We start from the raw sequence: 25,361 nt of genomic DNA on the forward strand, positions 1-25,361 counted from the left end.
TGTATTTTCTAGGCAAGTTGTTTATAATAATGTAAAGTATAATCTTACATATATTAAGGAGACTGCTATGGATATTGGTAGTAGAATAAGGGACTTAAGGAAATCTCATGATATAACAATAGTTGCATTAGCTCGAAAAGTTGGATTAACTCGTGAATACTTAAGCAACTTAGAACATAATGTCAATACTCCATCTCTAAGCACTTTGCAGAAAATTTGCGACGCTCTGGAGGTATCCATGGCTGGATTTTTTAATGCAGATGATGCAGCACTTCCCCCTGAATATCAGGAATTGCTGCATAATGCCAAAAGCCTTTCTCCGAAGCAGCTTGCATCTCTTAACGAATTTTTGAAATCTTTGAAGCAATAGAATAAAAATGAACAATAAAAATACCTTCTGCTATGGTTTCTTATCCTATAACAGAAGGTATTTTTTATTGTATTATCTACCTTTCCAAATATTTTATAGTATCAATTACTTGTATCTCAACTTGATAAATATATCTTTTAGTTGTTATGTAGCCTAAAAGTTCAACCTTATCATTTTCTAAGAAAGCAACTATACACGCAAAAGCATTAAATCTATAATCAGAGTCATACATGATTGAAGAGAGAGTTGCAATATCTCCTCCACTGACCCCTCTTAATGGTACTATATGGCTGTGCCATTCCCCAACATAGTCTACACCATATTTTTCATAATGCTCTCGGAGAACCTTTGAGCAGTATCCTGTATCTCTAAGAAATTTGGTTGAAGAATGATACGCTTTAGGACCTGGTAATGAAGCATGAGTTACATTTACTGTTAAGGGTTTAATGTCACTCCCTATTAAAATGCCTCCGGTTTCGACTTGGGGACTATCCTTTGTAGTCTTAACGATAAACTCATATGCTTCCCTTCTAACATTTAACTGTGGTTTTACAACCTCTAATTTTTTATACCGATAGTTTCTGAATAATCTCATTATACTTATCCTCTATATTAATATTTCTAATTTCTTCTGCTAATGAGCCACAAATGGGGCATTCAGGATGAATGTTATAATTGCAGTAATTAGTTCCAAATGGTTGTCTAAATTTATATGGCTCAATAAACTCAATATTTCTTACTGCTCCCCAAGCAATGTAATTATAAGGTAATTTACCAAATCCATTATCGGGATCGTCTTTTATTGTCATAAGAGCAACCTTTGCTGCCATCGCAGCAACTATAAACACATCAGTCCTAGTGCCCCTACTATTGCCATTTGAATTCTCTACTTGAGAACTATATGGCAAAATTCCTTCTCTGGTGTCATTATCTTCTATTAATGCACCTTGCTCCTTAAGATGAATCCTTGTACATTCATAACAAGCAGCTTTATTTGGTGTAACCCTAATTATTTCTCCAATCTTTGCATTATCAAAAGTACATACCAAAATAAGTGGTTTACTAAATTTAACACATATATAATTTACCATTGCCCGTGATTCCGGGTTATCTGTAGCACAAATTACAATATCTGAACATTGTACTGCTTCTACTAATTTTTCAGGGTAAGACATAATATCATTTTCGCACTTTTTAATACTGGTAGGTAATGAATGCTCCTTAATTACATCTTCAACTGCATCTATCTTTTTTCTGCCTAAGTCTCTTACACCACATATATGTCTAAAAAGATTCACACTATTAAGCCTATCTTTATCAAATAAATGTAATGTTCCTACACCTGCTGCTGCAAGTTCCATAGCAATAGAAGATCCTCCACTCCCTAATCCAACAATAACTATAGATTTCTCTTTCATTTCTTCTAACGGCACTAATCCATCTATTCTTTTAAACGGATTAGGCTTCTCCTCTAATGCTTGTACTTCCCCAGGTAAAATTAATTTTTTTCCCTTTAACTCAAGAAAAAAAGCAAGTAGTATCTCTTTTGAATCTTCTTCAACAAATAATAAATATTCTGCTTTTGACTCCTGAATCATCTCAAATAAGTCTTCCGGTAGCCATTGAGTTAATTCTTCAAATAACATATCCCAATTTTTTATTTTCTTTATTAAACCTTTTTTTACTTTTACCCAATAAGCCAATTTATCTTTATAATTGTTATTACAGAGTCTATGTTTCGATACTTTAAGAGAAGCAAGGCACGGTTCCATATCTCCTGTTCCCAGATCAACACTAAATGCACCTAAGACATCACCTTTAATAAATCCGTCAATATAGCCCCACGATATATCGCATTTTCTCATTTTATCTATTAATTCTTCACCAATCAGCATACAGTACCACGAAGCCAAGTTATGCACCTCCCTTTATAGGTACATCAGCCATGCCTTCATCAGGCATTTTATCAATTAGTTTAAATAGAAATGCCAAGAAATTAAAATACCAAATTTCAATTTTTTCAACTACATCTACTGTAGTATACTTCACATTCCATAATTTAGGTTGCAAATAACATAAGTTACCATCCTCCCACCTATGCCATTTATGTCCCCACATCTCTTTGGGTAATTCCGGCTCAAGTGGATAGACTTTAAGAGGTATGATTGGAAAACCATCAGGATATATTAATCTTACCTTTAACGGTGCTGCTTCGATTCCCTCAGGAATTAAATTAACTTCACCTTCCCATGCAAGTTTACCTTCATATTTGCATAAAATGAATCTTTGATATTTGCTCTGCATACTTTGGTATTCTAGAACAACCCTATTTTTATCAAACTCATACCACTTCATAATATCACCTAAAAAACGGCCGGTCTTTTAGAGGGCGAGGACCCTTATTGATATTTTTCTCTGCATTCGCTTCAACAGGGGAACCATCATTTAAAACTGTTATGGATTTTAAAGCCGGCAACTTGTTGCTAATCAAGGCTCTCTCAAGTTCATAGGAGTCCTCACAAAATTCAGTGTAAAAACTTTCCCAATTGAAAGAGAACCTTTCATAAGTATATTTCTTATTATCCTTTTGAAAAGAGTATGGCTCGTATTCCTCTTTGTATGTGTCTGGAACCCAGTCTGCAATATTCTTGCCCATTATCACTTCCCATGAACTTGCATGGCTTGAATTTTTACCGGCAACAAAAGAAACTTCAGATATCGGCTTAACTTGATTTATATCTAATAACCCAATTCTTGTCCATAGCACATTCCCATATTCTATACCCATACCAACCTTAACAGTCTCGTCTAATAACTTATCTAAATACTGGTTTACTACTTCCTTTATACCGTGCATAAGAAAGGAACAGGTCCTCAAAGAGTTAAATGCATCTTTTTCTGTAGTAGTATAGCCTTGACCAAAGTATGCCATAACTCCATCTCCAGTAAACTCTGCAACATATCCGCCATACTGTCTAATACTAATGATTGAAGCCGCCGTAATTGCTTGTAGGATTTTAACTAATTCTTCATTATCGAGTGCAATAGACATCTTTGTAAAGCCTCGGATATCCATAAAGAAAACAATAAGACTCCCCGGTATTGTCTCGCCTATCTCAACATCTGTAACTTGGGGATGCCCTAAACCAGTAGATATTGATTTATTAATTATTGACTTCGTTTCTGCAAATACAGCATCATGCCACTGAGAAGGTTTGTCATAAATAGATTTGTAAATTTCGCTAAATGACCTTATTGTATTTGCCATCTCTACTCCCCTCCATTTAATTAATAATAGTTACAATAAATAAAACAAGCACATGTAAGCTCTGATCGACTAAAAATCTCATTTGCACATTATCTGTCTGCTCTTTTTTTACTTTTTTAAGCCACCAATTAACAATATCTCCTTTATCTAGCAAGGCATGAGAAAAACAAATTACTGCTATACTTATTAAGGATAATCCTCCTGCTATTAAGGAAAATAGATATGCAACAATTACATAGACAAGACTATGGATTATCAGGGCTATGGATATTCTATTTTTGTTTTCAACCTGCCAATTAGTCTGTAAAAGAAAATCACCTACTATATGTCCTACAATTAAGTATAGAAACATGTTATAATTTTGATTTTTAATGCTCCATGAAGGTGAAAACTCTATATAATAAGTTACTAGTACCATTATTATTGTAAGTGCAGCAGTACAAATACATTGCTCTAACCATATTAAGGCTGCTTTGGTCCTTTGCATTTTCTTTTCTCTAATATACGAAAGCTTCAATAATTCCATAATTAGTGCTTTTAAAATATCTGTGTTTTCACTTTCTTCCATGATTTTATAATATTCACTAGCACTTATACTAAACTTTAAATCTTCAAGTTCCCATAAATAATCTTCCCATCGCATAGTTGGAGTCATACCGCATAAATAATATTTTATTTTGGGCTTATTTAACCAATCTCCAATATCAATGTGATGATTTGGATCATTTGCTGGATTGATAGACCGCAATGAAAGAATCAGTGATATGAAAAGGCACACTAAAAAATAACTAACTCCTAAAATTGCAATCATCTCAGGTAATATTGTCAACTGTTTTAATGATGTATAATATTTATCTATTAAAGTTACTACTCCAGCAATAAGCCCCATAACTACAACAATAACAGCCCCGGATTTTGTATCTGTAAAACGAATAATTTCTTGAGTATCATTAATAGCACTATATAGAAAACTATACTTCTCGCTGTATTTTTTTTCTGATTGATCCATAGTGCCAATATCACCTCCTTTATATAATTAATACAAGATTTAATTGTTAGGTATCAATTACTGGCATCAAAGATGCAGTACTACAATGCCGCTTAATTGCAATAACTAATACTTATTTTGACTTAAGTAAGCCAAGCAACTGCATCAAAGTAATCCTTGATCTTTTGCTCATTGTTTAAAATAGTTCAATTTACTTAATTATTTAATAAATTCTTCAAATTTCTACTATTACCTTCAAAGTATTTATCGCAAATTTCGTCAATATTTGTCATTTATTTTATTGCCTTTTAATTTCTTCTTATCGCTCTTCAAATATCTTTTAGCCTCTATTTCCTTCCAAACCATAGTACGTATAAAACATTATACAACTTATTAAATGGCATATTCTTCGTAAAGTTGCTTATCTTTGAACTCTTCAGCCTTACAGCTAAAAGCTGGTTATGCGCATAACCTTCAAGACCCTTATGCAGCCTTTACTTGGAGCTATATTAAGAAAAATTTTTTCTTCTGCATTTAGTTTTGATTTAATGCTTCATTAGCCTAGTAATTTCTTAATACATTGTATTAACGTAATAATAAACTGAATAGACCCGTTTATTGCATACCCGCAAACTTTGACATATCTTCTCATTCTCTATATATTAGAATAATTTATCACGACAAAAAATTTATAGAGATACGTGATTAATGAATTTTATATAAAAAATACCTTCTGCTATAGTTTCTTATCCTATAACAGAAGGTATTTTTTATTGTAATTTAGTATTCAAGCCTTGATATGTTGGATTGCTTAGTTCCTACTTTCATGGCTAATTCTGCTTGGGTTATATTTTTTTCTTTCCTGGCTTTTATAACCTGCCTTATCAATTCGTATTCAATAGCTAAATTATCATATTCGGCTTTTACTTCCGGATTGAAAAGTAATTCCTTCTTAATTTCTTTCCAATCTCTATCCATGTTAATTCTCCTCAATATTCTTACCGACCAAAGGAATGATTTGATTGCCTTTGGTATACGAATAGCTGCACTATTACCCCACTTACTTAAATAATTCATCTAAAGTTACAAGCCTAAGATTAGTATAGTTTTTCTCTAATTCTTTAGCTGCTTTTGTATAAGGTACTTTTGAGAAAAAAATAAAATAATATTTCTCGTATTCCGGCATCAAATATGCCTTATTAATCAGCTTTTCTATTTCTTTTACATCATCAAATTCGTTTCTCCATTTACACTCACCCAGCAGCACCTTTTTTTCGCTTTTATTATCTGCAACTATATCGAAATCGGATTGTTTCTTTTCTACGTTATCTTGGCCCCACCATGATCCTATGCGTGTTGCAACAAATGACAGATTGCTGAGCTTGTTTTGTCTTATTAAATACTGTCTGCATACTTCTTCAAATACCTGTTTGCCTATGTAATCCGTAAGGTCAGGGAACACATTTTTATCCGCTATAGTATGTCCTATGCCTTGTTCAATTCCTATTTTATTCAAGAATACATATTTATACCAGAAATTATAGCAGTTATCAGATATGCGGTATATGCCCTTTCTGCTTTTCGCAATATTATCACCGAATGGATATTCCTTATGCAGAATTCTCAAATTCAGCAAGGTGTTTAGGTATTTAATCGTTTTAGAAGTATCTTCGCTAATTCTTGTAGAAATATCATTCAATCGGCTTGCTCCTGATGCAATTGCAGTAATAACTGAATTATACATCGCCGGTTCCCTAAGCTCTTGTTTCAAAAGCATGGTAGGTTCATCATATAGGTATCCTGAAACGTTAAAATATAAATCCTTTATGTTTTCCTCAAATGATAAAGAGGCGTCAATCTGAGACAAATAATGAGGCGTACCGCCAATGCAACTATACAGCTTTATTTTATCTCCGTCGCTAAAACTATGCATCATTTTAGAAGCATCATAATAATCAAATCCTTCTATTTTCATCTGTGCAGTTCTTCTGCCAAATAGCGGGCTTTTATGTCCCAGGACTTCATCCTCCATAAAACTTATCTGGCTCCCGCATAAAATCATGAAAAGGCTGGTTTCCTTCAACTTATGATCTATAATATTCTGTAAAATAGACTTTATACTATTGTTTGCTTCTGCTGCATAGGGAAACTCATCTATTACCAGAGTAAACCTCTGCTTTTTTGCCTTTTCTGCAATAAATTCAAGGGCATCATTCCATGTTTTGAAGTTTCCTGCAGATAAGGGTATGTCGAAAAAGCTATATATCTTCTGACTAAAAATTTCTAGATTTATAGAGTCATTAGCTTCCTGCGCTGCAAAAAATATAGCCTTTTTATCCTCAATAAATTTATTTATCAAAGTTGTCTTTCCAACACGTCTGCGCCCATACATAACTACAAGCTGAAAATTGCCTTTGGAATACAATTTTTCTAATGTTTTTAGCTCTTCTTCTCTGCCTACAAACATGATATCACCTCTATTTACTGAATTACAATTATTATACTCATGTTTCAGTAAAGTGTCAATAATATTTTCTAGCAGGCTTTATCATCAAGCCCAGCCTATATATGCCCATGCCCAATATGGCTCCTCCGGAATCCCGCAGCACATCGAGCAAGCCAGGCCTCTGCCCGGCACAAAATACTGATGCAGTTCTTCCTATTCTTCCCTCAATACCTCCTGCTTTACAGACGGGACTCACAGCGATAAAATCTGGCGCCGATCAAAAATCAAATCTCCACAAAATAATAAATCTTCGACTTGACTATTACGATTTACACCTTTTGGAATTATTGATATAATATAATTAGCAAACGAAAGGGGGATGAAATTGGGGAATCATAAGCAGGAGCTTTTAAGCCCTTTGAGCGACATAGTATTTAAAGCCTTATTTGGCAGGGAAGAAAAAGATAGCAAAATAATACTCATAGATTTTCTAAATTCTGTACTATCTCTTGAAGGTAATGAAAAGATAACTGAAATAATTCACTTAAGCCCTTTCAACATAAAAGAATACAAAGAGGATAAAGGCTCCATATTTGACATAAAGGTAAAGAACCAAAGAGAAGAAAGAATAAACATAGAAATGCAGATAAACAATGTAGACGATTTTAGGAAAAGAAGCTTATATTACTGGAGCAAGATGTACTCCGAAACCATAAAGGAATCTGAAAACTATACAAACCTAAAGAAGAGCATAGTAATAAACATAATGGATTTTGATATAATAAAAGAAACAAACAGATATCACACAGAGTATAAGATACTGGAAAAGGAAGAAAAATTCCCATTACTGGATGATCTAGAAATACACTATATAGAGCTTCAAAAATTCCATCCTCAAAAGGATCCGGAAGAAATGGAAGCCATAGAATTATGGCTGAGCTTTATAAAAAAAGCGGGAAAAGAAGAAATAGAAAAACTGGTTGAGAGAAAGGAGGAGCTGAGTATAGCTATGGAAATGCTGAAAAAAATAAGTGCAGATGAAGAATTGAGAGAAAAATATGCAGCCCGTGAGAAAGCCAGACTTGACGCCATATCAAGCCTTAAGTTTGCTGAAATGAAAGGCATGGAAAAAGGCAAAGCTGAAATACTCATAAAGCAATTTACAAAGAAACTCGGTGTATTGCCTGTGTCTTTACAAGAAAAGATACGGGATGCTGCTCTTCCTGTTTTGGATTTGCTGGCAGAAAATATATTTGAGCTCAATTCTATAGAAGAAGTCATAGAATTAATCGATAAAAAATAAGTAAGTGGGAGCTACATAGCTCCCACTTACTTATTTTTAGAATGGCTCTTCTTCTCTGCTTAAAAACATGATATCGCTTCATTTACTGAATTACGATTATTATACTTATGTTTCAGTAAATTGTTAATTATATTTTCTAGCAGGCTTTATCACTGAACTAACCCTATATATGCCCATGCCCAATATGGCTCCTCCGGAATCCCGCAGCACATCGATCAAGCCAGGGCCTCTGCCCGGTACAAAATGCTGATGCAGCTCATCAGAAACAGCATAGGAAAAGCAGAGCAAAAAGGAGTAGAGCCATAGCTTATAAGTCTTTGCCCCGCTTCTTTTGAAGGCGTTTACAGCAAGTATAGCCAGAACAAAATATTCAGTGACATGGCCCAGCTTCCTCACATAGTGGTTAAAGCGTCCTATCCATGTCTGCAATGTGCTGGTCTCAATATCCAATGGATATATACTGTTGACTGCCTTGATGATGATCTTCGTTGTTTTTATGCTCATACCATTGGACACCTCCGCCGGCTGAGCAGACATGTAAAATATAAAGGCCATCCATAGTATTACCATGAGCCATGCTATAAATATGCTGGCCTTATTTCTTTGCTTCATACTTTGTTCCACATCCAATTCTTTATCTGCTGCGTTGGCCTAAATCTCTGTATCCGCAAGCTTATCCTTTCTTTTTCTTTCCCTGAATCTGCGCACCTTCATCAGATTCCTGCAGCTGTCATCGCACCAGCGCCCTGAGCGATTCTTGGTTTTATCATAGAATATCCATCCGCACTGGGGGTTCTCGCAGTATCTTATTCTTTCTATTTCATGATTGCTGATCAGATCGATAAAAGACTCTGCGATCTCCGATTTCACCCAGGCCCAGCCCTGATTTACAGGAACCTTCTCAAGCATGTATCCATCCTCAGTATTAACAATTCTCCTGCTGTAAATACCCGAGAAAAGATAATGATTCAATGTTACTATCACCTCGGTAGATAGCTTCCCGTCAGCTTTCACGGAAGCAAGGGCATCTGCCAAAAGCTCTCTAAGCCGTATCAATTCTGCTAATTCCTTTGAATCAGGCATATCTATAGTTTCCATCATCCATTTTTCCGTGAAAGAAGCAACCCATTCAGGATTGGCAAGGGCCTCCCCATATTCTCTATGACTGCTGTACCAGGCGCTATTTATAAAATCAATGCATATAAAATTCACTTTGTAACCTCCTATAAACAGCATTGACAGTTACATATGCTTATGTTATTTTAATTATAACATTGTAACCGTTTAAAATCAAAAGAGAGGTTACAAAAAAGGGGGTTATTATGAATCGTTTGTTGGAGAAGATCACGACCCGCTTCGATGGATACGGCATGAAATTGAGAACCGTGCATATAAGCCATATTTCTGAGTTAAAAGATGAGATATTGAATATGCACAAATCAGGAATGTTTGATGAAAAGTTTTTTGAAGAAAACCTGGACTGGATAAACTCCAACCCTAGATGCAGCATTCCAAATCCAAAGACAGCAATAATAGCTGCTTCACCCCAGGTGATGACAAAAACATATTTTGACTACAGCGGGAAAACCTTCGAAATTACAATACCTCCTACATATGTGTATAAAAATATGCTGCATATCTCAGAAAAATTGCTTAAAGAAACTATATCAGCCTTGGGGTTCAGCGTCGAGAAAGTTTCAGTCCCTTTAAAAGCATTGGCCGTCAGAAGCGGGCTTGGCCGGTACGGGCGCAATAATATCTGCTATGTGCCGGGAATGGGAAGCTTTATGAGATTGGATGCCTTTTATACAGATTGGGAATGCGATGCTGATGATTGGCAGGAGCCTGCTGATATGAAGGAATGCGAAGAGTGCGGAGCATGCATGGAAAACTGCTTTACCGGAGCCATCAAGCCGGACAGATTCCTGATACATGGCGAATACTGCCTGACGAACATGAATGAAAACAAAGGTGATTTTCCGGAATGGGTGGATAAATCCTGGCATAACTCATTGGTAGGCTGTATGGCTTGCCAGCTGTGCTGTCCTGCAAACAAAGACTCGATAAAGATTGAAAAGGGCCCGCATTTTAATGAGCAGGAGACAGGACTGATACTCAAGGGCACCCCGGAGCATAAGCTTCCTGAAAACCTAAAGGCAAAGCTTGAAGAGCTGTGTGCAGGTGATTATTACAGCATGCTGGATAGGAACCTCAAAGTGCTGCTCGAGAAAGGCGCATAAGGCAACTCGCAAGAGTTGCCTTTTTGCAGGTTCCTATCAAGCTCAAATGAGATTTCACCTTCAATCCTGTGCGGCGTTACTTTACTTACTGAATAAATCACTGTGAGAGCCAGTACGTGCCGGAGTCAGTACAAGAATGGTATTCTCGATACGATCACAAGCAGCCAATCGCTTTGAATATGACATTCTCGGTGCCCTACCCAATCTCCAGATAGCGCATGGTCGCGGTTCTTCCCCGGGAGCGGTTTTCCCTTAGCAAGCAGACGAATGATATCGTCCAACAAATTTATATCACGTCCGCGTTTTACCGCCAGCTTATAGTCCTTCTTAAATTGTACTGTCCAGACAATGTCCAGTTTCATCTTTTAAGCTCTCCCAACGCTTCCTCTACATCACTGTAGCGTTTTGCGCTGGGGTCATGGACAATACGTTCGGCTTCCTCCATAGCGGCGATGGTAACTGCATTCGGCGTGTTGATTGTCACGTCAAACGGGAAACCACCGGCCCGAAGCGACTGTCTTAAAAACACGTTAATGGCCGTTGTGAGGTTCATGCCCAGTTCTGCGTAAAGTGTCTCGCACTGCTTTTTGATATCTTTATCCATGCGGACGCTGAAATTTGTTGTATTGGCCACGGTAATCATCTCCTTTTGCAATTCATTGCATATATATTATATGTTATTTGCATTGCAATATCAATTCTTTAGCAAGAAATATTTAATTTTTTCGATTTCAAAGAATGTGAGAATATGAAAAAGCTCCTTGACAAGCTCATTTACACCTTTCCCAATTATTGGTATAATATAATTAACAAAATAATCTGAAAAAGCTTAGTAATAAACATGATGGATTTCGGCATAATAAAAGCGATGAGGCCCTTTTTTGGCAATCTGATTCTAGCTTTAGTGATAAAACCTACTCTATTTATAATTGATTGGAGGATGAGAACATGCCAGCTTTTCCAAATCCTTTTCAAGGAAAAAACGAACACAAACTGACAAAGGAAGAACTTATTCAGGCTGTCCGTCTGGATATAGCAGGCGAACTTGAGGCTATTTATCTGTATGATGCCCACGTCCGGGCAACGGACAACGAGGTCGCAAAAAAGATAATCGCGGATATCCGTGATGAGGAAAAGGCTCATGTCGGCGAACTGATGACCCTGCTTAAGCTCCTTGATCCGGAGGAAGCCGAACTGTTTGCATCGGGTGAAGCGGAAGTCCACGAGATGCTGAGTGAGCTTGGGATTACCGCCTCGGCGGAAAATCCGTCCGACAGTGCTTCGGAGCCCGCAACTGTAGGAAGTATGATCGATAAAGCATAGAACTTAAACGAAAAAGGAGGTTGCAAATATGAGTTATTTATCCAGAGAGTCTTCCCCTTTATCTGAAGCGTTATGGAAACAAATTGATTCCGCCGTTGTGAAAGCGGCTCGGAATATTTTAACCGGTCGTCGCTTTCTACATATTTTCGGACCGCTGGGAATCGGCACCCAAAATATCGCAATCGATGATGCCGATGCGGTAAAGGAAGTGGAAAAAGACGGTCTGATCACGACCCAGGGAAGGAAATTCGTAGAAATTCCAACCGTTTATGATGATTTTACCTTGCTTGCAAAAGATCTGGAGAGTGCGAAAAAAGCCGGCTTCCCCACAGATCTTTCCCAGGCGGAGAAGGCCGCTGAAGCTTGTGCCCTCAAAGAGGATCAGCTGATCTTCTTTGGGAATGCCGAGCTTGGATATGAAGGCCTGCTGACAGCGCCGGGCGCGAAAAAAATGGCGAAAAAGGATTGGAGCGCCGATGAAAATGCCTTCACGGATATCGCCGCCGGGATCGCCTATCTGGTGGAGAATAGCATTTACGGGACCTATGCCCTTGCGGTAAGCCCGGACCTTTATATGCAGATGCAGAGGCTGCAGCCCGGAACCGGACTTTTGGAGATCGATCGGGTTGCCAAGCTTGTGAACGGCCGCCTATATCAATCTTCGGTTTTAGGAAGGGGCAAGGCAGTTCTTGTGGGCTCTGATGAAAAGAATATGGACCTTGCGATCGGCCAGGATATGGCAGCTGCCTATCTGGAGCAAAAGGATCTCAACCACGTTTTTCGCGTGCTCGAAACCGTTTTGCTCAGGATCAAACGCAAACAGGCTATCGTGATTTTCGAATAATCGAAGCTATATATAAAAATCAAGAAGATCCCTTACAACAAAAGGGATCTTCTTGATTTTCATATGTGGTTAGCCCCTGGTTTCTTTATCCTTTATGGCATAATGGGCAGCATATAGCGCAGCCATCGGCATCGCTATATTTTTCCTTTGCTTTTCTCACAGCGTCATGACAATTATCATAGTTTCCTAAGTATGATTTATTGGTTATATTTAATTCTTTTGCATGCTCCTCAGTATGAACTTCATGATGCCATCCAGGATTTCTAGTCTGATCATTATTTACATAATAATATTTATACACAATATCACCCTTTCCTATTGATTAAAAACTTTTTAACTCTATTATCTCTTCTAGAAAGTTAATCATATGTTTGAGCAATCATAACCTCATCACTCCCATATAATTATTTAAATTGTGTATATAGATTATTGCACACTTTTATAAGCTTTCCTAAATAATCAACAACAATTAAGCCGCTCTTCCCTTTCTCAATTTGTTTACACCATATAAAATAATAATTATTGAATAATCCCACAATGACAATATTCTCCTTAAATTTATAAAATCCTCTTTAAATATACCAAAATTAACATTTTTTATATCTATGCCTGCATCGTTCGTAACAATTTTATTATTTAAACTGTCTACCATAAAGCTTTCTATTGCCTTTCCTCTTACCTTTGGTATAAGTATTTCATTCGTTTCTTGACGGACCCTATTTAATAGGGTAAAATAGTAATAGAAAGACAGGTGAACCACATGTACAGAACTTTTGTGCTGACTGCTGAGTTTGATAAGCAATGGAGAAGCATGAACTTAACCGATGATGATTTGAGGGCACTTGAAGAGGAAATATTGGAAAACCCGAAGATCGGAGTGGTTATGAAAGGAACCGGAAGGCTCAGGAAAATGCGCTTTGCTTTTGAAGGTAGAGGAAAAAGCAGAAGTATTCGTGTTACTTATGTGGATTTTGTCAACTATGCAACTGTATATCTGATTTATGCATATCCTAAAAGTGAAAAGGATAATCTAAGCAAAGAAGAGAGAAATGAAATAAAAAAATTGATTGAAGGCATTGAAAAGGCTTTGGATAGGAGGTATCTTTATGAGCGTATATGATGGAATTATGAAGGGCTTAAATGAAGCTTTAGAGCACGCAGAAGGCAATCGTGAATTGCGCACTAATATGCTTTATATTGAGCCAGTTCGAGAATATAAAGCAGAGGAAATAAAGAAAATAAGGAATGACCTTGGGATGACACAAGCGTTTTTTGCCCGTTTTATGGGAGTATCCCCCAAAACTATTGAGGCATGGGAAGCAGGCCGAAATATGCCGGACGGTCCGGCCAGGCGTATCCTCTCCATGATTCAGGCCGACCCTATGTTACCGGAGCGTTACAACATTATTGCCAGATAAATAATAGATCAGCAGGCAAAGGCGTTTTTGAGGCTTCACTGGTTGAAAGACAGGTTAAACGCAGAATTAATCAATAAAAAATAAGTAAGTGGGTGCACTTTGACAGTGTCACATCCGCTTACTTATTTTTAGAATAGTGACCAGAACACAATATCCCCTAGCTACTGCAACTTCGCAATTCTCGCAATCTTATCCAATATATAGACATCGTCTACAAGCTCTTTATCCGGCTTTTCTTTTGTGGCTTTATTAATCTTATACGCAATCTGCTTTTTCTCAGCTTCCTTTCTCTTCGACAAGGCTTTATCCAGCGCCGTTACTCCCAGATCGGCCAGAGCAACGCCGATTGAAATAGGGGGAGGCAAGATCGGAATAAGTCCCGCCGCACCCAAGAAATATTTCAGGCATTTCCACCTTTCCTTATCCGGGATCTCCGCAATATCGCATAGAAGCGAATTATAGCCGCTGATCCTCTCCTTGCGCTCCTTTTCATCCATGCACTCCAGCTTCGCCAATATGCCTGCAAGCTCAGTTGCCGTATTATATGTTTTTGCCTTATCTGCAAATCTGGTGATGCTGACCGTATTATCACAATTCAGCAGATTTATATAGTTGTTTTCCCTTTTGCTGATTTCCGACACCTTTTTTATCTGCTCCATATCCTCCGGAGAAGAATAGTAATAGCTGTTGAGCAGGCTTGCAAGGACGACCGATACTCCGCTGTCGGAATACTTGCTGCCCTCCCTTTCCTCATTAAAGGGGAAATAAGTTGCCTGCAAAGCGGTAGCTATATGTATGCTGCCGGAGTTGACCACAAATTCAAAGGAGAGCTCATTAGTCTTTTCCAATGAATGAATCATCTCTTCTAATACCGTGTTGATCCCAAAGCTGCTTATTGACATGGGGCTGCCCTGATTCAATATCCTAAAGCTTTCCAGCTTTGCGGTAATGGGCCAGGCCATAAACTTTGCCATCTGAATCGCTTTTTCATCCTCTGTATTTTTCAGATATGGATGTATCTCATATATCATTTCCCTATATTCGGGATAGTCGGCACAATAGGACTTCTCCACCTCTGCCATATAGCAAGCTATCAGGGCATTTATTCCCCTCTTGCTGATCACGGAATTATTCTTGTGATTATATGCCTCCATGACCAATTTCCTGTCGTACCGTGATTCCGTATTAGGCAGCAAGATTACTACTTTTTCTCTCTCCACCAATTCGATCAATTCGTTCTTTGTGATATTCTGATGCTCAAGGAATGAGTCCAGGTTGTTTTCAATGGGCAGTGCAAGATAGGTCTTGTCATAAAGCAGTATATTATTTCTCAGGTTAACATTTTTAAAGCCCGTAAAATCCAAGTAGCATTTGGTCTCTCCCGGGTGAAAAAAGGGAAGCTTGTCCCTATCTATCTTTCCTTGATATATCTTTTCCACGTTGGAAAACCAGTAGTCGGCATCATTGACCGAGAAGGGAAAGCTTTTATCCGTGAAGCAATATATAGGATCGCTGTAATAGGGGCTTTGCCCGTTTTGCCATTTGCCCCCCGGCTTTTTATCTTCTATGGGAGCATCCGATTCTTTACGCACTATGACCATTTCAAAGCTCAGCTCCATTTTAGACAGAAAATCCTCCAGCAAGGCTATATCTTCAGCTTTTGTCTCATCTGAAACAGTGATTATCAACTTGGCGTGCTGCCCCGGTACAGCCGATATATCTGCAAAATCAATATAGTGAAATTTGCTGGTGAGCATATTGTCTATCTCCGGCTTTGTCAGACATATGCCTTGAAAATTGCTCGTTATATCATCTAAAGGAATGCCCTCTATCATTTCTTTATAGTGCTCCGGCTCCTTTAGAGCTAACTCAACCCAGCAGCATATGGGGCGGATATTATCATCGAAATGCTTCTTGAGCTTCTCAAAATCGCCCTCATAATCCTCACACAATATAACAAATCTCTCATCTTCAATGCGGTATATCTTCGTCTTCAGTCCCAGATATTCAATACGCAAATCCAGATCTGTTCTTTTGACCTCACCTATCTGATTTATCATGCTCATCCCCCCGCCTTCAACTAATCTTTAAAAAATTATATGCATTGTACTGTCTCTCAACATCTCCAAAAAGATAGCATTTTCTATGACTTTATCTTGCTCTTCAATTGAATTATCCTGCTTTTTTCTCGTAAATTTAATTCTTCTCGTTTGCCTGTGGCTATCAACAAATTTACTAATATTTTGCTCCTTTACATATCCAAGTCTTGTCCACTCATAAATTAAAAAGTCATTTGATTTGAAAGTTATGGAAGCATTCATTCTGTTTTTAAAGTGCTCGTCTTTATAAAGCATTTCCTTAGCTTTAGAGACAAATTCATAGGCATCCCTGTCACTGCTGAAGATAGTTATGGTATCAATATTTATACTATAATAGCAGGAAAGGATATAACTTAAAACAGAAATTGAAATCTCTCCTGCATTCTTCCTTTGAATTCTGCCGTTTGAAAGTTCTCTTTGGTCTAATCCTTCTTTATAAAGCATGCTAAGCCATTCTTCATAGGGGTCTAAATCCTCTACTGGCCTATTTTTTAGGATGTTTTTCTTGATAAAACTAACAAGCCTACTCACATTGTAGCAGCAATATAGGAAGAGATAATATAGTTCTGCTTCTTTACGATCTACCAACGTCGAGTAGTCAACTTCATCTATAATTTGGACCTTCGAATAATCTTTTAAATCATTTATGTAACTTTCTCTATTATTACTATCACATATCTCAAGCCATACCCATTGAGGAATAAGAATAATATCATACTGACTAAATATCTTTTCAGGGCTAATGCTCCCATGTGTACAGGTTAAAAATTCAATCGAGTTATTATCCAAGATACAAACTTTGAGAGACTTACCCATTGAAAGATATTTTTTCAAGTAGTTAATATCTTCTTCTTTCACTTGGCAAGCCCCTCCACTTCTCTTTTAATTTTATCCTTTAGTGTAAGTAAAAATTGATAATTGTCTTTATGATGGGAGACATCCGGGTTTTCCTTCATAGCATTTTGCATTTTTTTCTCTAATCCACCCAGATTTACAACATATGAAGGCTTCACTAACTCCGAATCTAATCCTAGATCTATAAATTTTTGTACTAACGCTTCAGGCTTATTATCAAAATGCTCCAGAATTTTTTCTTTTAAATCCAAATCATTGTATTTCATAACGGCTTCCTCAAATAGTTCTACTAGCACAGCCTTATATGGTGCCTTATATACATCCATGCATTTTATAACTCTGTCAATAAAATCTTCATCATCCAACGAATAGTAGTAGTCATACACATTACCAAAAATCATTTTTGCAGCAAAATAATCTGCCTTTCTTTCATTTATGTCCATATCAACAGCAATATTATGTGTCTCTTCATTTAAATTGAGGTCATAAAGCAAATGGTATATTTCATGCCATGCAACAAAATATTGATATACACGGGGCTGAGCTGTATTGATAACTGGTATTTTAATATTTTCCTTTGTAATAATGGCGCCACCCCAATATTTGTCATCAATAGGAATCTGGATTAAATGATTCTCCTTTAACACCGAAAAAGATAGTTTGTCTTGTCCTGTTACCCCAGACTTGTTGAATCTAACTGTAAAATCATTTATTAATCTTTGTATATCATCTTTAATCAGTTTATTTTTTTCAATAACCTGCTCCAGTTTCTTACCCGTTATTAATTCCGACATAACTACACCTTCTTAATTATAATACAGCTCATACATATGAACTATATCTTCTAAAATGCCAAATATGTCTCGAGCCTCAGAGTTTAGGGCATGATTCTCCGGAGCATTGTCAGATAATGCAAAAACAAGTTCCTTTTTCGTATTGTACCTTGGAACATAATTCATCAATTCTTCTTCGTTCATGTCTTGACTTTCTAAAATTTTTTGAACATGGGTTTTAAAGGTGGCGAGATTGTCAACTTCCCCTCTAATTAATTTATCCAGAGTAGGCCTTGAAACATTAATAAGCCTTGAGAATGAAGACTTTGTATATCCATTATCTTTAATGATATTCAATATATTTTCACCAACCCGTTTTCTATTTTCGAACAATAATTCCATAGTCACTTTTTACACCTCCTACTATATTATACAGCAAAAGACCTTAAAAATATACGATTTGTAAAAAATATTTTTACATGCTCACAAATTTATCTTTTTTAGTTGTAAAATCCCTCATTGGAAAAAAGCATTAGCAAAATCTAATTCCTTCTAATGCTTTGGTAGTGTCAATATATTTTTTATTTATAAATGTGAAGGCCATATGCAATTGAATATTGGCTTAAGCCTTGCAATATTATGAAAGAAAAGCCGTAGAATACGGCGCTGACCCGGAAATGATAGCCATGATGCAGGGCGGATTTACAGGAGCAATAGGCATTCTTGAATGCGGCGAAGGACCTTGCACGGCCTTCAGATTTGACATAGACTGTGTCATAGTCAACGAGAGCAATGAAGAAAGCCATGTCCCTTATGCGGAAGGATTCTGCTCCACAAACAGCGGATTGGCTCACAGCTGCGGCCATGACGGCCATATTGCCATCGGCCTCGTCTTTGCAAAGCTGCTGGCACAGTCAAAGGAAAGGCTGAAGGGGAAAATAGTCCTCATTTTCCAGCCTGCCGAGGAGGGCGTGAGGGGCGCCAGGGCAATAATAAACAGCGGCATCCTGCCTAAGATAGATTTTATCATAGGCGGCCACATAGGTTTATCCATGAAAAGCTCAGACTCATTCTCTGCAGGCTGCTACGGCTTCCTGGCAACAGATAAATTCGATGTGAAGATATACGGAAATGCTGCACATGCCGGCAATTCTCCCGAGAAAGGCAAGAATGCCATGCTGGCAGCAGCCAATATGATAATGAGCCTCTATGCCATCCCCCGCCATAGCGACGGTACGACAAGGATCAATGTAGGGAAGATGGCCTCTGGCAGCTTCCGCAATGTCATTCCCGAATACGCGGAGCTGCAGATAGAAGTCCGCGGAGAAACAGACGAGTTGAATAAATATATGTATGACAGTGCCGTAAGCATCATTGACGGCATAGCTAAAACCTATGGGGTAAGGTATGAGATCATACCGGCAGGTGCTTCGATATCGGCAGAAAGCTCAAAAGAACTGGAATCAAAAGTCAAAGCAATAGTGGAAAGCTTAGGCATATATGATCATGTAGTATCTCGAGCCCAAATACATGTCAGTGAAGATTTTACTCTTATGATGAGGCATGTCATGGACAACGGCGGCCTAGCTACATACCTCATGTGGGGTTCTGATATAAAGAATGCCTTTCACAACGGAAACTTTGATTTTGATGAAGGAACCATGGTAAAGGCCGTAAAAACCCTTTATGCAATAATTATTGGACTGGGGTAACCATCTGCCAGGTGGTAACGATGAAAATCGAACTTGTAAGTATTACTTACAAGTTCAAAATGAAGGAGGACGTGAGGTTGCAAGAAAGATAAAATTCGACAATCTTGAGCGGATTGATAAATTTTATGGCTGAGCTTATTCAGCCTCTGCTGTAAATCAACGAGCCTAACAAGGAATTAATGTATAAAAAGCCAAAAGTGAAACCGTCTCCCCGGTTGGCACTAGAGTAAGTCCCATCTATGAGAATTATCTCGTAGATGGGACTGATTTTGTATGTCCTGTATTTACCGGATGCCTATTTATCTAAATTCAAAAGTCTGAATAATACTACGGCGGCTTCTGCCCTGCTCGTATTAGACAGCGGGTTGACATTGGTTCCGTCACCCTGGATGATGCCCAGCTCTACTACTCTGGCGATAGCATCCTGTGCATATCCTGAGATTTGCGCATTATCGGCAAATTTACTTAAATCTGCTTTGCCTTCCGTATTCTTTTTCGCTATCGTCAATGCGCGGTCTATCATTGTCATCATATCCTGCCTTGTTATTGCAGCATCAGGATTTAGCTTGTTGCCGCCTACTCCTGTCAAAATACCAAGAGCCCTTGCAATAGCAATTTCGTTATAGTAATAATCTGACGCATTTACATCATCAAAATTACTATCAAATAAGGCTGTCAAGCCCAGCGCTTTTATCAATCCGTATGCGAAATCTGCTCTGGTTATATTTGTCTTCGGAGCAAAGTTTGCACCTTCAGCAGGCCTTAGAATTCCTTTCGTAACCAAAGCATTTATCTGTTCTTTTGCCCATTCATAGCCTTGCAGGTCTGTCATTTCTACAGGCTGCGGTGCCGGCTCAGTCGGCTGTACCGGTGGTGTAGTCGGAGTAGTCGGTGTGGTTGCCGATGGACTTCCTGAGCCTCCACCTGAGCCTCCGCTGCCGCCGTTTCCTTCGCCATCCTCTTTACCGTCGGACGGCTTTTCTCTTGTTATATTAATCGTTTTAGTCACAGCATTACCCGCGCCGTCTTCCGCTTCAATAACAATTTTATTGCTTCCAAGCTGCAGCATCACATTATGATTTAGAATGTATTCTGCAGGCTTCAAGCTTTCGAAGAATTCCATATTGGGTTCTATATTTGTCAGCATATCACTATTAAGCCTTACTCTCAGAATCGGTAAATTATCCGTTATTTTTGCCGATATTTTTATGCTGCTGGCTGTTGTATAACCGACATCTCCATTAGTAACAGTAATAACCGGCTTTGTAGTATCTACGAATACCTTATGCAGGAAATCGATTTCGTTATTTGCCGAGTCTTTTGCTTCTACTCTTATTGAATGATAACCATCCTTCAGATTCAATGTAGTAGCAAAATACCATACACCGTCTTCACTGTCCCAGTTAAGATTGACAGGTGCACCATTGATTTTAAATATATCAATAGATGATTCATCTTCTACATAGCCCTCAAACACTATCTCAGATGTATTGTACATCTCCATAAACTCCGGATCAGTTAGCATAACTGTCGGTATCGTTGTGTCTCCCGGTTTTGCTCCCTTAGGCTCTTCTATGGGAGTCGGTTCTGAGGGATCTACCGGCACCGTCCCAGGCTGTTTAGTCCCTTGAATTGTGATAATTTTCGCATCCTTATTCCATGCATAGTCATATGCTACTACCGATACATCGTGAGAGCCTATTTCGAGGTTAAGCATTGAAGTATCAAATATTCCGTTATAACTACTATCGCCCACAAACTCACCGTTTTCGTCATATAAACCTAAAAGCTTCTTGCCTTTGTATAACTGATACATCATCATTGAATACTTTCCATCATTTGCAACGACTTCAAGCTTATTTTTAGTTTCATCATAATTAACACTGTCTATAACCGGAGCCGTTTTATCCACTCTCACTGGGAATGTTACCGTTTGCCATTCTGCATTTGGATAATCAATCTTCGTCTTGATCTCGTAGAAATAATTTCCCTCCGAAACTATTTTATTATTTACCTTTCCATCCCAACGCCACAGATCATTTACTCTGTATATAGGATCACTGTCTCCGTCAAAATAGTTCTTTACAATGTTGTTCTCCATAGCCAAGCTTCTTATCTTTTTGCGATTTGCATCAAGTATATTCATCTCAATATCTTTGGCATTTCTCAAGAAAGACAGTACAGGGATAACATTGTCGGCTGCTCCGTCTCCATTGGGCGAAAATGCAATATTTTGGGCTTCGAACACTTCCTTTCCAGGTTCGTCTTCTCTAAGTCCAAGCGTAAATAAATCTCCGGACCTCATGTCTTCCCAAGCCATAAGCGAACCTAAATAGAAGGGTGTACCTCCATTGCCATAAACTGTACCGTCTATAATAGATGCCTGATCCCATTTACCATAGAATCCCATATAAGGGATGCTTAAATCATTTTTATTGGCATCACCATTTATGTTGCACAATTGTACGAAGCCTTCTATAAATGCTCCATTTTCAAATATTTCTTCCAATGGAATATTGTCATACCAATCTATGGCATTAGTCAGATCGATTGTAACATCAAAGTTTACCGTTTCTCCGGTCTTTACCTCCAAATCTTTTATCTTTTTACCGTTAGAAGTGAAGGATATCGGGAACTTCCCAAGCCACGGCTCATCATCGCTTGTAGTACCATCCTCATATACACCTTGAGGTTCCGTACAGTTATAACCATCTTCATCAACTAAATCAGTTGTTACTGTTCCATACACAGCATAAGCAACCGTTGCATTACTGAAGTTTGTGACTGCTAAAGTAAAGGTCGTTATGTCACCCATCTCTTTAAGGTTGACCTTGCTGAGTCCCGTTGCCTTATCAGTAATGACAGCCGGAGTTGTCGCAGCAGCATAGATGTCCATCATTCCTGCGCCTTGCCTTCTCGGTGAGGTGTAATTGCCTAATCCAAAGTAGTCGTTATACAATCCCGCATCAGCAACTGGATGTGCCGTACTCATTATCAGATTTTTAGTCATTTCCACCTTGGCTTTTCCCGAAAGGTTAGGGAATTCTTTATTAACTCTCTGCAATACCAAGGCCGCTCCGCCGGTCACATGAGGTGCAGCCATTGAGGTACCGCTCATATACTGATAGCCGTCATTCTGTGCGGTTGAATAAATATTCCCTCCTGGTGCAGTGATCTCAGGCTTAAAGTCCAGGTTCGGAGTCGCCCCCCACGATGAAAAATCGGATAGCGTTCCGGATGTCGGATCTATACTTTCATCTGTAGTTGCAACATCAATCTTTATAGAACCACCGGCTGATGCCAATGCAGTCTCAAGTTCCTCACCATCTTTTTTCCCAATCAACATAAATGGTATGTCCCATCCGCCTTGATCATAGTAGAAAGTCGCTTTATCATCATGGTTGTATACTATTATGCCGGCAGCACCTTCCTTTGCAGCATATTTTGTTTTATCAACAAAAGCAATGCCTTTTCCTCTCTGTACAAGCACTATTTTTCCTGTTACATCTATACCTTGATAGCAATCGGGTTCACCATACTTGTCACCCCCTATAGCTACCAGTTCATGCTCGCCATCCAATTGTCTATCTTCCCAGCTATCTTTACCATAGCCCGTGATATTTATTGAGCCATATACAGCATCAGTTACAGTTACAGTATTCTCATACAGATAAAGCTTGTTATTTGCGGATGCAACTTGAATTGACTCAGCGGTCAATCCCGGAGATCCCACAACTCCTATGTCTGGATTCGATGCATATGGATAATCCCAACCATATCCAAAGTATGCAGAATTTCCTGCCGATATGGATACAAGCACACCGTTTTTCACTGCTCTTGTCACTGCTGCCTGCTCCAGATTATCCTCTACAAATGAAGCTGTCGAGCCCAAGCTCATATTTATTACATCCGCTCCAAGTGCAACGGAATCATCTATAGCCTTTATTATAATATCTCCGAAAGTAGAAGGCATTGCGGGATTATTTCCGAATACTTTCATTGCCAGTAATTGTATCTCGGGTGCAATACCCTTAATGCCACCATTGTTCTCATTGCCATTGGCTCCTACTGTTCCTGCCACGTGCATTCCATGTTCTGAAGCATCAGGTCCCAAATCCAATATCTCTAGGTTTTCATCCATATAGTTATAACCATATGGCACCTTTGGTGTTCGATAAGTTCCGGGAAGCTTATCAGGAATCTTTGCTTCTGTCAGCTTTGCCTTTGACTCATTTGTAAGAACCATATCTTTATGTGAAGGATCGATGCCCGTATCTATAATTGCGGCTACCATACCCTCACCATTGTATCCCAGATTACCCCATGTCTCTTTGGCCCTTACAAGATCTTTGCTGTTAATCATTTCCGGTTCCGGTCTTGTGTATTCATTTGCTATGAATACATTTTCTACGCCCTGTACTGCTTCAAGCATTTTAGCTTCCTTATAGGTCGTAGTGCCGCTAAAACCATTTACTACATTTGTAAAGCTTTGATGATATTCAATATCTATGCCTTTGACTTTAATATTGCTTTTAACTGTCGCTTGCCTATCTTGCAAGCTCTCTGTTACTTTTAGAGATTCAGTCTTGCTCAGCTTATCCAGCTTTACATTCTTTTCCGTTGCATATTCTATAAGCGGCTTATCTCCAAGCTCTACAATGATTCTTACCTTGTCACTATCCTTCAGCCCTTTAGCTCTTGGATCCAGTGTAATGCTTCTGCCGATCTTCTCATCGGCCGGGCGTGCTTTTGTATGACCCCCCAAAATTTCACTGTTCAACTTATCAGAGGGACCTGCAAACACATTTGTTGTCATACTAAACAGCATAACAAATGCAAGCATTAGCGAAAATATTTTCTTGGTTTTCAATCCTTTTCCCCCTTATTAATATAATTTACTCAATCAGCATATTTTTTTTAAAATCTCTCCCCTTTCTTTAGAAATTGGCTGATTGACGCATTCGCCCTTTTGCTTAGTCCTCTGCTTTGATCCGGAAGTGTGTCTAATACATTAAATTTATAAGGTTCCATTAATATAGCTTTATCTATTTCAACCTTTACAGATTTGTATGTAATAACCTGCAGAACCTTTTGATTGGAATCCGGCTTGTTAATCTTCAGATAAATATCATAGTTCCCGCTTGAAGACTCAAGAATTTTTTCTATGCTCATACTATAACCGGATGTAGGGAACTCCCTTGTAATCATTATCAGCACTTTATCATCCTTTATTTCTACCTTTACCGCTTCCTTCTGTCCGGAGTATGCATTGGGATTTTTCTGCACCGCAAAGGGGATTGGCTTTTTATTCATTTGCAGCTCTCCTTTATATCTTTGCAGAAGCAATATAGCTTGAACTTGTGATATAGCCATATCTGGTCTGAATGTTCCATCGATATGCCCATTCACTATTCCTAAACGATTTGCTTCCAGAGTATAAGCAATATCTTCTTCATTCATCTTGTTTAAATCCTTAAAAGCATTCTCATTTGTCTGCGGAAGCTTTATTTCCTTAAACAAGCCCAATGTTTTCATCAGCAATTTCACTGCTTCCAGGCGTGAAATAGGCTTGTCTCCATCGATCTCATCTTTCGTGATTATCCCCTTATTTTGAAAATATGACAGCGCAGTATCAAAATCCGCATGCTTATCGTTTCTCAAAGTTGAATCATAGGAGGAGGTAACATTATATAGTGATACCAAGAATCTCTCCGTATTTATG

Annotated in this window: 26 protein-coding genes and 1 pseudogene; 8 read left to right on the forward strand and 19 right to left on the reverse strand. The window is 38.3% G+C overall.

The window, feature by feature from the left end; all coding sequences use genetic code 11:
- Positions 1 to 67 precede the first annotated feature (67 nt).
- Positions 68 to 370, forward strand: a complete 303-nt coding sequence (locus tag LJD61_RS08095) for a helix-turn-helix domain-containing protein (RefSeq protein WP_255227028.1) — start codon at positions 68 to 70, stop codon at positions 368 to 370.
- Positions 371 to 446: 76 nt separating this feature from the next.
- On the opposite strand, the gene LJD61_RS08100 is transcribed toward LJD61_RS08095, so the two are convergent.
- The 8 genes from LJD61_RS08100 to LJD61_RS08135 all read right to left on the reverse strand — a co-directional run bounded on the left by LJD61_RS08100 (position 447) and on the right by LJD61_RS08135 (position 7,328).
- Complete coding sequence (locus LJD61_RS08100; protein ID WP_255227029.1) at positions 447 to 965, reverse strand: hypothetical protein; 519 nt, start codon at positions 963 to 965, stop codon at positions 447 to 449.
- Positions 937 to 2,283 carry a HesA/MoeB/ThiF family protein gene (locus LJD61_RS08105; protein WP_255227030.1) on the reverse strand — a complete coding sequence of 449 codons (1,347 nt, stop codon included), beginning with the start codon at positions 2,281 to 2,283 and terminating at the stop codon, positions 937 to 939. The genes LJD61_RS08100 and LJD61_RS08105 overlap by 29 nt, the downstream gene beginning before the upstream one ends.
- A gap of 1 nt (position 2,284) precedes the next feature.
- Complete coding sequence (locus tag LJD61_RS08110) at positions 2,285 to 2,725, reverse strand: hypothetical protein (RefSeq protein ID WP_255227031.1); 441 nt, start codon at positions 2,723 to 2,725, stop codon at positions 2,285 to 2,287.
- Between the two features lie 4 nt (positions 2,726 to 2,729).
- Positions 2,730 to 3,638: an adenylate/guanylate cyclase domain-containing protein gene (locus tag LJD61_RS08115; RefSeq protein WP_255227032.1), complete on the reverse strand. Its 909-nt coding sequence runs from the start codon at positions 3,636 to 3,638 to the stop codon at positions 2,730 to 2,732.
- A gap of 16 nt (positions 3,639 to 3,654) precedes the next feature.
- The gene (locus LJD61_RS08120; RefSeq protein WP_255227033.1) at positions 3,655 to 4,647 is read right to left on the reverse strand and encodes a DUF3307 domain-containing protein; all 993 of its coding nucleotides are present in this window, start codon (positions 4,645 to 4,647) and stop codon (positions 3,655 to 3,657) included.
- Between the two features lie 759 nt (positions 4,648 to 5,406).
- On the reverse strand, positions 5,407 to 5,604 hold the full coding sequence (locus tag LJD61_RS08125) for a helix-turn-helix domain-containing protein (RefSeq protein WP_255227034.1): 198 nt from the start codon (positions 5,602 to 5,604) through the stop codon (positions 5,407 to 5,409).
- An 82-nt stretch (positions 5,605 to 5,686) separates the two neighbouring features.
- A complete protein-coding gene (locus LJD61_RS08130; protein WP_255227035.1) occupies positions 5,687 to 7,093 on the reverse strand; it encodes an ATP-binding protein in 1,407 nt (468 codons plus the stop codon).
- A gap of 55 nt (positions 7,094 to 7,148) precedes the next feature.
- On the reverse strand, positions 7,149 to 7,328 hold the full coding sequence (locus LJD61_RS08135; protein WP_255227036.1) for a hypothetical protein: 180 nt from the start codon (positions 7,326 to 7,328) through the stop codon (positions 7,149 to 7,151).
- Positions 7,329 to 7,457: 129 nt separating this feature from the next.
- On the opposite strand from LJD61_RS08135, the gene LJD61_RS08140 reads away from it, so the two are divergent.
- Positions 7,458 to 8,375, forward strand: coding sequence for an Rpn family recombination-promoting nuclease/putative transposase (locus LJD61_RS08140; protein ID WP_255227037.1), 918 nt, complete (start codon positions 7,458 to 7,460; stop codon positions 8,373 to 8,375).
- Between the two features lie 123 nt (positions 8,376 to 8,498).
- Here the strand turns inward: LJD61_RS08140 and LJD61_RS08145 are convergent, their stop codons facing one another.
- Complete coding sequence (locus LJD61_RS08145; protein ID WP_255227038.1) at positions 8,499 to 8,987, reverse strand: VanZ family protein; 489 nt, start codon at positions 8,985 to 8,987, stop codon at positions 8,499 to 8,501.
- Positions 8,988 to 9,026: 39 nt separating this feature from the next.
- On the reverse strand, positions 9,027 to 9,587 hold the full coding sequence (locus LJD61_RS08150; protein ID WP_255227039.1) for a CGNR zinc finger domain-containing protein: 561 nt from the start codon (positions 9,585 to 9,587) through the stop codon (positions 9,027 to 9,029).
- Positions 9,588 to 9,697: 110 nt separating this feature from the next.
- Between LJD61_RS08150 and LJD61_RS08155 the strand changes: the two genes are divergently transcribed.
- Positions 9,698 to 10,615, forward strand: coding sequence for a 4Fe-4S double cluster binding domain-containing protein (locus LJD61_RS08155; RefSeq protein WP_255227040.1), 918 nt, complete (start codon positions 9,698 to 9,700; stop codon positions 10,613 to 10,615).
- An 81-nt stretch (positions 10,616 to 10,696) separates the two neighbouring features.
- Here LJD61_RS08155 and LJD61_RS08160 read toward each other — a convergent pair.
- Both LJD61_RS08160 and LJD61_RS08165 read right to left on the reverse strand, forming a co-directional pair.
- Positions 10,697 to 10,977: pseudogene (locus LJD61_RS08160) on the reverse strand (type II toxin-antitoxin system YafQ family toxin).
- The gene (locus tag LJD61_RS08165) at positions 10,974 to 11,249 is read right to left on the reverse strand and encodes a type II toxin-antitoxin system RelB/DinJ family antitoxin (RefSeq protein ID WP_255227041.1); all 276 of its coding nucleotides are present in this window, start codon (positions 11,247 to 11,249) and stop codon (positions 10,974 to 10,976) included. The pseudogene LJD61_RS08160 and the gene LJD61_RS08165 overlap by 4 nt, the downstream one beginning before the upstream one ends.
- Positions 11,250 to 11,563: 314 nt before the next feature.
- On the opposite strand from LJD61_RS08165, the gene LJD61_RS08170 reads away from it, so the two are divergent.
- Positions 11,564 to 11,938, forward strand: a complete 375-nt coding sequence (locus LJD61_RS08170; protein ID WP_255227042.1) for a demethoxyubiquinone hydroxylase family protein — start codon at positions 11,564 to 11,566, stop codon at positions 11,936 to 11,938.
- A gap of 28 nt (positions 11,939 to 11,966) precedes the next feature.
- A complete protein-coding gene (locus LJD61_RS08175) occupies positions 11,967 to 12,782 on the forward strand; it encodes a family 1 encapsulin nanocompartment shell protein (RefSeq protein ID WP_255227043.1) in 816 nt (271 codons plus the stop codon).
- Between the two features lie 85 nt (positions 12,783 to 12,867).
- Here the strand turns inward: LJD61_RS08175 and LJD61_RS08180 are convergent, their stop codons facing one another.
- Complete coding sequence (locus LJD61_RS08180; protein WP_255227044.1) at positions 12,868 to 13,083, reverse strand: hypothetical protein; 216 nt, start codon at positions 13,081 to 13,083, stop codon at positions 12,868 to 12,870.
- A 459-nt stretch (positions 13,084 to 13,542) separates the two neighbouring features.
- Here LJD61_RS08180 and LJD61_RS08185 point away from each other — a divergent pair, with 459 nt between their 5' ends.
- The gene (locus LJD61_RS08185) at positions 13,543 to 13,902 is read left to right on the forward strand and encodes a type II toxin-antitoxin system RelE/ParE family toxin (RefSeq protein WP_255227045.1); all 360 of its coding nucleotides are present in this window, start codon (positions 13,543 to 13,545) and stop codon (positions 13,900 to 13,902) included.
- On the forward strand, positions 13,889 to 14,200 hold the full coding sequence (locus tag LJD61_RS08190; RefSeq protein ID WP_255227046.1) for a helix-turn-helix domain-containing protein: 312 nt from the start codon (positions 13,889 to 13,891) through the stop codon (positions 14,198 to 14,200). The genes LJD61_RS08185 and LJD61_RS08190 overlap by 14 nt, the downstream gene beginning before the upstream one ends.
- A 161-nt stretch (positions 14,201 to 14,361) precedes the next feature.
- Here LJD61_RS08190 and LJD61_RS08195 read toward each other — a convergent pair whose 3' ends face one another.
- From LJD61_RS08195 to LJD61_RS08210, 4 genes are read right to left on the reverse strand one after another with little or no spacing between them, the layout of a single operon-like run.
- On the reverse strand, positions 14,362 to 16,260 hold the full coding sequence (locus LJD61_RS08195; protein WP_255227047.1) for a hypothetical protein: 1,899 nt from the start codon (positions 16,258 to 16,260) through the stop codon (positions 14,362 to 14,364).
- A gap of 27 nt (positions 16,261 to 16,287) precedes the next feature.
- Entirely contained in the window at positions 16,288 to 17,157 is an 870-nt protein-coding gene (locus LJD61_RS08200; RefSeq protein WP_255227048.1) for a hypothetical protein, read from the reverse strand.
- On the reverse strand, positions 17,154 to 17,948 hold the full coding sequence (locus tag LJD61_RS08205; RefSeq protein WP_255227049.1) for an ImmA/IrrE family metallo-endopeptidase: 795 nt from the start codon (positions 17,946 to 17,948) through the stop codon (positions 17,154 to 17,156). The genes LJD61_RS08200 and LJD61_RS08205 overlap by 4 nt, the downstream gene beginning before the upstream one ends.
- 12 nt (positions 17,949 to 17,960) lie before the next feature.
- Positions 17,961 to 18,329, reverse strand: coding sequence for a helix-turn-helix domain-containing protein (locus tag LJD61_RS08210; RefSeq protein WP_255227056.1), 369 nt, complete (start codon positions 18,327 to 18,329; stop codon positions 17,961 to 17,963).
- Positions 18,330 to 18,556: 227 nt separating this feature from the next.
- Between LJD61_RS08210 and LJD61_RS08215 the strand changes: the two genes are divergently transcribed.
- A complete protein-coding gene (locus LJD61_RS08215; protein WP_255227050.1) occupies positions 18,557 to 19,639 on the forward strand; it encodes an amidohydrolase in 1,083 nt (360 codons plus the stop codon).
- Between the two features lie 295 nt (positions 19,640 to 19,934).
- Here the strand turns inward: LJD61_RS08215 and LJD61_RS08220 are convergent, their stop codons facing one another.
- Both LJD61_RS08220 and LJD61_RS08225 read right to left on the reverse strand, forming a co-directional pair.
- The gene (locus tag LJD61_RS08220) at positions 19,935 to 24,509 is read right to left on the reverse strand and encodes a S8 family serine peptidase (RefSeq protein ID WP_255227051.1); all 4,575 of its coding nucleotides are present in this window, start codon (positions 24,507 to 24,509) and stop codon (positions 19,935 to 19,937) included.
- Between the two features lie 47 nt (positions 24,510 to 24,556).
- Positions 24,557 to 25,361 (reverse strand): protease complex subunit PrcB family protein (locus tag LJD61_RS08225; RefSeq protein ID WP_255227052.1); only part of this gene is annotated, 805 nt, incomplete at its 5' end.

The sequence above is a fragment of the Lutispora saccharofermentans genome (assembly GCF_024363565.1).
Taxonomy (GTDB): Bacteria; Bacillota; Clostridia; order Lutisporales; family Lutisporaceae; genus Lutispora; species Lutispora saccharofermentans.

Coding starts and splice junctions, on each gene's coding strand:
- LJD61_RS08095 (WP_255227028.1), top strand. CDS start 68: ATGGATATTGGTAGTAGAATAAGGGACTTAAGGAAATCTCATGATATA.
- LJD61_RS08100 (WP_255227029.1), bottom strand. CDS start 965: ATGAGATTATTCAGAAACTATCGGTATAAAAAATTAGAGGTTGTAAAA.
- LJD61_RS08110 (WP_255227031.1), bottom strand. CDS start 2,725: ATGAAGTGGTATGAGTTTGATAAAAATAGGGTTGTTCTAGAATACCAA.
- LJD61_RS08115 (WP_255227032.1), bottom strand. CDS start 3,638: ATGGCAAATACAATAAGGTCATTTAGCGAAATTTACAAATCTATTTAT.
- LJD61_RS08120 (WP_255227033.1), bottom strand. CDS start 4,647: ATGGATCAATCAGAAAAAAAATACAGCGAGAAGTATAGTTTTCTATAT.
- LJD61_RS08125 (WP_255227034.1), bottom strand. CDS start 5,604: ATGGATAGAGATTGGAAAGAAATTAAGAAGGAATTACTTTTCAATCCG.
- LJD61_RS08130 (WP_255227035.1), bottom strand. CDS start 7,093: ATGTTTGTAGGCAGAGAAGAAGAGCTAAAAACATTAGAAAAATTGTAT.
- LJD61_RS08145 (WP_255227038.1), bottom strand. CDS start 8,987: ATGAAGCAAAGAAATAAGGCCAGCATATTTATAGCATGGCTCATGGTA.
- LJD61_RS08155 (WP_255227040.1), top strand. CDS start 9,698: ATGAATCGTTTGTTGGAGAAGATCACGACCCGCTTCGATGGATACGGC.
- LJD61_RS08170 (WP_255227042.1), top strand. CDS start 11,564: ATGCCAGCTTTTCCAAATCCTTTTCAAGGAAAAAACGAACACAAACTG.
- LJD61_RS08175 (WP_255227043.1), top strand. CDS start 11,967: ATGAGTTATTTATCCAGAGAGTCTTCCCCTTTATCTGAAGCGTTATGG.
- LJD61_RS08185 (WP_255227045.1), top strand. CDS start 13,543: ATGTACAGAACTTTTGTGCTGACTGCTGAGTTTGATAAGCAATGGAGA.
- LJD61_RS08190 (WP_255227046.1), top strand. CDS start 13,889: ATGAGCGTATATGATGGAATTATGAAGGGCTTAAATGAAGCTTTAGAG.
- LJD61_RS08195 (WP_255227047.1), bottom strand. CDS start 16,260: ATGATAAATCAGATAGGTGAGGTCAAAAGAACAGATCTGGATTTGCGT.
- LJD61_RS08205 (WP_255227049.1), bottom strand. CDS start 17,948: ATGTCGGAATTAATAACGGGTAAGAAACTGGAGCAGGTTATTGAAAAA.
- LJD61_RS08210 (WP_255227056.1), bottom strand. CDS start 18,329: ATGGAATTATTGTTCGAAAATAGAAAACGGGTTGGTGAAAATATATTG.